Annotated in this window: 6 protein-coding genes; 3 read left to right on the top strand and 3 right to left on the bottom strand. The window is 31.5% G+C overall.

The window, feature by feature from the left end:
- The first annotated feature begins 611 nt into the window (after positions 1-611).
- Together ACFVR1_RS19495 and ACFVR1_RS19500 are read left to right on the top strand one after the other, a co-directional pair.
- Positions 612-1,364 carry a class I SAM-dependent methyltransferase gene (locus ACFVR1_RS19495; RefSeq protein WP_387586353.1) on the top strand — a complete coding sequence of 251 codons (753 nt, stop codon included), beginning with the start codon at positions 612-614 and terminating at the stop codon, positions 1,362-1,364.
- A 218-nt stretch (positions 1,365-1,582) separates the two neighbouring features.
- Positions 1,583-1,843 (top strand): hypothetical protein, encoded by a 261-nt coding sequence (locus tag ACFVR1_RS19500; RefSeq protein ID WP_387586354.1) that lies wholly within the window; start codon positions 1,583-1,585, stop codon positions 1,841-1,843.
- Positions 1,844-2,139: 296 nt separating this feature from the next.
- Here the strand turns inward: ACFVR1_RS19500 and ACFVR1_RS19505 are convergent, their stop codons facing one another.
- The 3 genes from ACFVR1_RS19505 to ACFVR1_RS19515 form a co-directional block, all read right to left on the bottom strand.
- Positions 2,140-2,547 carry a DUF4304 domain-containing protein gene (locus ACFVR1_RS19505; RefSeq protein ID WP_387586355.1) on the bottom strand — a complete coding sequence of 136 codons (408 nt, stop codon included), beginning with the start codon at positions 2,545-2,547 and terminating at the stop codon, positions 2,140-2,142.
- Between the two features lie 177 nt (positions 2,548-2,724).
- Positions 2,725-3,054 carry a low molecular weight protein tyrosine phosphatase family protein gene (locus ACFVR1_RS19510; RefSeq protein ID WP_387586358.1) on the bottom strand — a complete coding sequence of 110 codons (330 nt, stop codon included), beginning with the start codon at positions 3,052-3,054 and terminating at the stop codon, positions 2,725-2,727.
- Positions 3,055-3,437: 383 nt separating this feature from the next.
- Positions 3,438-3,803 carry a hypothetical protein gene (locus ACFVR1_RS19515; RefSeq protein ID WP_387586356.1) on the bottom strand — a complete coding sequence of 122 codons (366 nt, stop codon included), beginning with the start codon at positions 3,801-3,803 and terminating at the stop codon, positions 3,438-3,440.
- A gap of 970 nt (positions 3,804-4,773) precedes the next feature.
- Here ACFVR1_RS19515 and ACFVR1_RS19520 point away from each other — a divergent pair.
- A complete protein-coding gene (locus tag ACFVR1_RS19520; protein WP_387586357.1) occupies positions 4,774-5,760 on the top strand; it encodes a DUF2268 domain-containing putative Zn-dependent protease in 987 nt (328 codons plus the stop codon).
- Positions 5,761-6,014: the final 254 nt, after the last annotated feature.

Below are 6,014 nucleotides of genomic sequence, written 5' to 3' on the forward strand. Positions count from 1 at the left end.
CCTTCTACGAAACCGTCAAGCGATGCGTGCAGAAATAGAACGAGTTTTCTCATTTTCAGTTCTCCTTTGTTCATGAGGAATATCTACATTATACATTAACTACATTTTAGCATAATTCAACTTGGGTGTTTCTTGTGGATTGCTAATCCCAAACTTACCCGTTAGTTGAAGAAAAAAGTGACACCCCCAACTTGAGGTAAAGCAACCCTTTTGTTCAATAATTCACCTGTATTAACTTATTCAACACAATCACCAAAAAACTCTTCTTCAACTAAACTGCGACGTTAGTTTAAGTGTAACATTTCACACTGTATCGTCGAAATCTTCAAGATGCTCTGGACGTAAAAATATACCATCGAAATGATGGTCATGTATCGCAACAGCACCCGTTAATGAAGAAGAACCTACGATTAGTTTCTGTTGTAAATATTCTATTATTTATCATGTATAACTCTTAAACTAACCTGTCCTAAGATATATTTTTACATAAAACTAAATTTTCTGCTATTTATATTTTCTAATGATATGATAATAACAGGAGGTGCTCTATATGGGTATCAGAAATTTAAATAATTTCCTGTAAACGAATAGTTTATTACAGGAGGATATATATGAAAGAGAATTGGGTACATCCCTTTTACAAAAAACAATTTGAGTATTTTCATGATTCATTAGACGATTTAAATGATTATAAGAAGGAAGTAGCTTTGATTCATGAACAAGTGGGTAAACCCTTCAAGGACGTACTTGAAATAGGTGCTGGCTCGGGGATACTTGCAAGCACACTTTCATTAACCAATAAGGATATAACCACCGTTGAACTTGTATCCGAATTGGTTGAATACGCAAAAGCTCACTCAAATCCATCTATAAACATTTTATGTGATAACTTTTATTCGGTACGACTGTCAAACCAATTTGATTTAGTTCTCTATCTAGATGGTTTTGGAGTAGGTACAGATAAAGATCAACTATTACTATTACAACGGATACATGAGTGGCTCAAAGATGACGGATATGCACTCATTGATATATATGAGCCAAATTATTGGAAAAACGTTAAAGGACAACAAATGCTAGTCGTTGGAAAATCTCAAATTAAGAGAGAATACGGTTATGATGATAATAACTGTCGCATGACGGATACACTTTGGCAAACAGACTCACCAAATGAAACAATTACACAAACACTAGCCTGCTATTCAACAGATGAAATAAACTCTTTATGTCTACAAGCTGGGCTTCAGATAATTGCGTTTTACCCTGGTGGAGCAATGAATTTCAACACGTGGAGGTTTGAAGAAGTCGCATCGTTATCAAATTGTTTATCTTACCGAATTAAGGTAAAAAAAGTTAAGTCATAGTGTTTAAAGAGGCTGCTAGCATGTTGTTAGCAGCCTTTTAAATTACATACAATATTAAGTTTGTTCACTTTCATCACCCTAAATTATATTTAGAGTTAGTTTGTCCTGTTCAGTTTCATATACTCTTAGAGAGCGAATTCAACATGAAAGCGTTGGCAAATAAGATATGCATCGCTTTATACAAATTTTAGCAGTAGCAGAATGGAGAGGAAAATATCATGCATAGACCAAATAGTGAATATGCAGCTTATTCTCTAATGTTAAGTATCATAGCTGTTGGTTTAATGCTTTCTCATTTCATTTCGTCTTCTCTAAATTCGTTTCCTTTCATTTTTGATATAGGTTTAATGTTATTAGGAATATCATTTCTTCTATCTTCAAATACCGAAATAAATAGCAAAAAATCTTTTTATATCCATTTGATATTTGGAACTGTAATTATTGTTATTTCTTTACTCAATATTTATAAACAACTTTAATTTATACAAATCAATTTGGGCTTTAATTCCTTCTTTAAGTAAAGCATCCGTTAGTTGAAGATGAATACATAATAAATTTTATAATAAATCCTACAATTTCGTCGTCAATACTGTTATCAACATATCCCACACAAGTAGGTGATGTCCTTTAAAAGTAATTCGGGATATCAAATGATATAGAGTCGATATCATTTTCTTTTGAGTAGTACATGCAAATACTGTCTTTATATTTTTGAATTTCATTAGGAAGAACAATAAAGCCTAATCTTTTATAAAAGTCTGTCCCAATATCACTATTATCTCAAGCCTTTGCTTTTAATCTCATTCCAATAATTTTCCGCTTCAGGGATACAATTCAAGACACCATAAGCAATAACATCAAAAATATCTTCATCGGAACTTGAAGCATCATACCTAAACCACTCTCCACAATTAAGTCTCGGTCTGTTGTTTAAGTCGTGAGCAGTAACTTTATTCAGAGGAACTTTCTCCCCCCAATGATGGGTCACTCCATTAGGACGACAAACTGCCACTTCGATAACAAATCCCCCGCCATATCTGTCAAATTGAAACGTTAGAAGGTCAATTTTATTTTCTTTAATTCGACGAAAATGCGGAAATGAACCTTTAAACCCCTTCTCTCTAAGGGTTGGTATTACTATTTTCTTTAAAGAAGAAATCATACAATCTCTATCAACTGACATTTTTAAAAAACCTCAATTCAAAAAAATTAACTCTTTTCAGTATAGATTCTCCCTAATATAAACATTTTTCTTCCTCAAGAAACCTGCTGCTTTAGCTGAATAAAAAACATTAAAAAAACCAACCCTCACTCCTAAACTTAACAACCTTTAATTAATCAATACCATAGTAAGGCATTTCTACTCTGGAACAATTATATATTCTGACACTCTAGCTTTCAAAATTTCAATTAATACTTCGTCCATATAACCATAATCGTCTGGGATGTCTAAGTTCCAAATTTTCTTATTATTAAGCATAGGACCAAACTTATCTTTTAAGCGTCTTATATGCTTTTTTTCCATTACAAATATAATGTCAGCCCATCCAATGTGTCCGTTCGTAATCTTAACCCTTGCTGCAACCTCTGTCCCTGCTGATCTTACATCATAGCCATTAAATTTATGAAATACCTTTTCTGCTGTTGGACTTCGCCATTTGTTTTTACTACATATAAACAGGATCTTGATATTCTTCACCCCATATAAAAAATTTTACTTATCTATACTGCTGCGTTGGTTGAATAAGATTAGCGATTTATTTTGAAGAGAAATACTTTCAAAGTCTCTCTTTTTACGCCTTCCTCCATTTGCTCGTCATCATCACTAACCTCTTCAAACGAAAAGCCGTCGTGATATAAAAATCTCAGAAACTCCACAATAATAGGTTCAAGTTTATATGAATTTCTATTTTACATCCGAATTGTAGGGCAGTGTCATAATCTGATATTAAATTAAACTTTATTTGTGCCATTACGCCTCCACTTTTCCTAATTATATCAATATTACCTATTTGAATATTTAAGCCCGTTCTTCTTGAACTAACCTCTTTCGTTAGTTTAATACCAGTTAATTTATTCACTAGGCATATAGCCAATTACTTTATTGGAATTGAGGTCAACGAGGATTGAAGGTGTAGCGATTACAACACTATCTTTATCTTCAAAAGAAACGGTTAATACCTCTTTTCCATCATAAGTTTTATCCAACAATTCATAGCTATTATCAGCAATCGTTTTTTTCACTTTCGCACTTTTCCAATCTTCTTTAGCCCTGTCATTCCAACCTTTTTCATTTAAAAATTCCCATGCTACTGCTCTAACATCTCCATAGTTATCCATATCATTTGTATTTTCTTCTATAACTTGTTTATTAGAACAACCAATGATTAACCCTATCGAAAATATTGTTATTGTTAAATATAAGAATTTTAATTTCATAATACTTTAACCTCCTTTTCAATTAGATGAAAGTATCTATTTTGGTATTTTTAATTCAACTCTTCTTGAACTTAACTGGTTCGTTAGTTCAATAAGAAAAAAGAGCCGCGTAAGCAGCTCAACGATCTTTCACTAAAGCCTCCGTTAGTTAAACAAAATTTTACTCTATATACTCAATTAACTTAGCTGGAACTGTTTCAAAAATATAAATTTCAGGGTTATTAAAAGGCTTGCATTTCAAAAACTCATCAAGAGTATTAATACTTTCCCAATACTGTTTCATTAAATCTTACTTTGAAGGTAAACCTTCAACCAAGTACCCTCTACCCCCATCAAATTTATCTTCAATATAAGCAAATAAATTACTTGATATATCTCGGTTAAAAACTATTATTTTATCACTGAACATAGGAAATTGAAAATGAGGTTTTTCATACGTTTTTAAATCTGCACGGAAAGCAACTTTAAAATCTATCCATTTTGGTAAATTTGCAGGTCTGAAACACTCTAATTACCACTGTTTGAATACCACCTTGTTGCTGTTCTATGATTTAATCCTTCTTTTAAAACCCTTTGCGGACTTATACTTATTTCACTAACATTTTCAATGACCATATGATATAAAAACAAGTTATCGCATCCTTTCGTTAAATAAAACTCTGCTATCTAAAATTATTAAACTAAACTGGTTCGTTAGTTTAATAAGAAAAAAGAGTTGCCTAAGTAACCCTATGATCTTTACTTAAGCACCTCGTTAGTTGAAGTACATTATTTTCAAAGATTTTATTTGTAATTGGAAAGGTAGTCTCCCTCTTCAAGAATCTTCCCTCCAACTATTTCAAGTCAACCTAATTATCTTAGAGGTATGTTTTGTTAATGTTATTAAAATTAATAGTTTAAATAAATGAAACTTTTAGACAAAATGGAATGTAAAGGAAATAGGTCAATTTTGAATAGGGAGATGAAGTTTATGAATATCGCTAATAAAGCTTTAATTTCATTTTGTTTTCTTCTATTAATTTTTATTTTATCAGCCTGTAAGCAAACTGAACAATCTCAAGAGAATATTATTATGGAAAATGAACAACAAAATATATCCTATTCTTTTAAAAACCCCAATACGGGGCAAGAATTTACTATAATTCATGCTTACATGCTCTATGAAAACTATTTTGAAACTATAAAGAATCATCCAGATGAATCACCATACCAATTATATAAACAGGTGATTATCGATCCTGTATATGATGCTTGTTTTAAAGATGCGGAATATTATAAATTTAGTGTATTTGAATGGTCACCGGAAGAAAGTGATTTTAATAGTATTAAGAATCAAATTGAATCAATGGATAAAGATTATTTAAATGAGTTATTTGAGGAATCCCTTGTTAAATCCTCAGACATACTTTCATCAGATAAAAAAACAACAGTATGTGTGTTTCCAAAAAATGAAAAATTTCCTTCTGATCTGGAAACAGCTGGATCAGGGAAAATTTTAGTATATTTAAATTATTTTGATGACTATTATAATTTGAGTGAACTCGATAACTATTATAAATCAGGTATGTCCCATGAATATCATCATAGTGTTTGGACCGAAAAACATTATAAGGGAGATTATTATTTGACTGTTTTAGATGACTTAATAATGGAAGGGCAGGCCGTGATGTTTGAAACCTTAGTGTATCCCGATTCGAATAGTACTGATTATGTGGTTGATGAAAGCTTTTATAAAGAATATTGGAGCAAAATTGAAACATATCTTGGGAGTAGTTATTCTGTTGAGTTTCTAATAGGTGGCTCTAATGGTTTACCTGATTATTATGGCTATAGTGAAGGCTACAAAATGATTAGATCTTACCTAAATTTGCATCCTGATATGACAGTAGAAGAATGGACATCCAAAAGTCCGAAGGAAATATTTGAAGAAGGGAATTACATGGCTAACTACGAGTAGTTTTCTTTATTAATGGTCTAAAAAACTTTATGTGTCCTTTTCTATCATGTAGAAAAGGATTTTTTATTTATATCCATGAAACACTTCTTTCACTAAACTGCTTCGTTAGATGCATAAAGAAAAAGCTGCATTAAAGAAAGCTCCTATCTTAAGCAAAAGCACCTGTTTTAACTGAAGTCTCTTCTTTTCCGATTACATGATATAAAGAAAATGCATGTATTTCTTTATGATTCTCCACTTGAGACAATACGTAT

Source organism: Psychrobacillus sp. NPDC058041 (genome assembly GCF_042885655.1).
Lineage (GTDB): Bacteria > Bacillota > Bacilli > Bacillales_A > Planococcaceae > Psychrobacillus.